This is a genomic window from Pseudoalteromonas sp. TB25 (assembly GCF_000497995.1).
GTDB lineage: Bacteria > Pseudomonadota > Gammaproteobacteria > Enterobacterales > Alteromonadaceae > Pseudoalteromonas > Pseudoalteromonas distincta.
Genome location: NZ_AUTI01000090.1, coordinates 1 through 1,594 on the forward strand (window position 1 = coordinate 1; position 1,594 = coordinate 1,594).

2 protein-coding genes are annotated in these 1,594 nt (G+C 43.9%); both read left to right on the forward strand.

Going from position 1 to position 1,594, the window contains the following annotated elements; all coding sequences use genetic code 11:
- A partial coding sequence (locus tag L652_RS0101810; RefSeq protein ID WP_024603226.1) for a TonB-dependent receptor occupies positions 1–1,298 on the forward strand: 1,298 nt, incomplete at its 5' end.
- A 22-nt stretch (positions 1,299–1,320) separates the two neighbouring features.
- Positions 1,321–1,594: hypothetical protein (locus L652_RS0101815; protein WP_024603227.1), on the forward strand; the 274-nt coding region annotated here is incomplete at its 3' end.

The window sequence follows — 1,594 nt, forward strand, 5'->3', positions numbered from 1 at the left end:
AGGGCGAGTTTAGTTATTTCCCATCGTATTTAGCCATTGATTTAGACAAAGCGCTCAATGCGTGGTTTCCAGATGGCACGCCCGAGCCTGTACAAACATGGGGCAACGCCGATGGCGTAGACGACGCGCAAGGTTACACAACTAACTATTCGTGGACAGTGCTACAAAGCGGCTCGGTGTTTGAAGATGTGCTAGCTGCGTACGTTATGGTAAACATTAACACGCAAATAGGGGGGCTCGACCTATCGGGTAATGTGGGTGTGCGCCGCGTTGAAACCGATCAATCAGCAACGGTACTAGAGAACGTCGCAGGCGATGCGCGCTTAGGCGCGCAAAATATTGTTGATGAGAACGGCATTGTAAATGATTTATACGCGCCTAATGTATTAGGCACTAAATACACCGACTACTTACCATCATTAAATTTAAATCTGCAACTTAACGATAATTCACTTGTGCGCTTTGCTGCGGCTAAAGTAATGTCGCGTGCGCCAATTAACCGCTTAGCGGGCGATGCCAGTGCAAACGTAAGCGATGATGGTGTTATTAATGGTTCAAGTACTAATAACCCATTTTTAAAACCCTTTTATGCCGACCAATACGACTTATCTTACGAATATTATTTTGAAGAAGGTAACGGCACTATCGCAGCAGCGTTATTTTATAAAAATATAGACTCGTTTGTTGAAACCTTATCAATCGAAAACTTCGACTTTAAAGGCAATGGCTTTAACGTACCTGATTCAATAGAAGACCCAGTTAGTGGCGAGCAAGTTGCGACAACAAACGGTATTTACACCACGGCAGTGAATAACGGTGAAGGTGGCTACATTAGAGGGCTAGAGCTTGCTTATACGCAAGTGTTTAGCTTTTTACCTTCGCCATTTAATGGCTTAGGCGCTAACGCAAGTTACTCATACACCGAAAGTGAAATTGAATCGATTACCAGTTTAGGGGGTAACACATTAGCGCAATCTTTACCTGGGCTATCTAATAACGTGTTTAATGCCACGGTTTTTTACTCAATGGATGATTTTGAAACCCGCCTTAATGTGCGTTACCGCGATGAGTTTGTATCAGAGCAAGTTGCCATTAACGAGCAAGTGGTTAATTTTGATGCCGAAACCGTAGTCGACTTTCAAACCTCTTATCGCTTTAGCGACTCGCTAACAATGCTTTTGCAAGTTAATAACTTAACCGATGAACCAACCCAAAGTTACTTTGGCTCAGAGCAACGAACAGGGACGACTCAGTACTTTGGTCGTCAGTTCTACCTTGGTTTTACATACAGTCATTAATTAGCAAACGGAGCGTTTAAAAATGAAAATTATAACTATGTCTAAATATTTGCTAATAACGTTAGCGTTAATGCTATTAGCAGCGTGTGGTGGAACAGATGATGTTGAATCTGGTGAACCATTACTTACCTGTAATGTGCCACAAGTCCCTAATGAAGCGGGGTCGCAATGTGTCGATCCCGAACCTATATCGTGCCCTGCACCTACAGTACCTGATGAAAATAACGAAAGTTGCGTGGTTGGAGCCGACCCAACCCTGCCAGACCCTGTTGTATTTGCAGGGGAGGGAGAGGCGG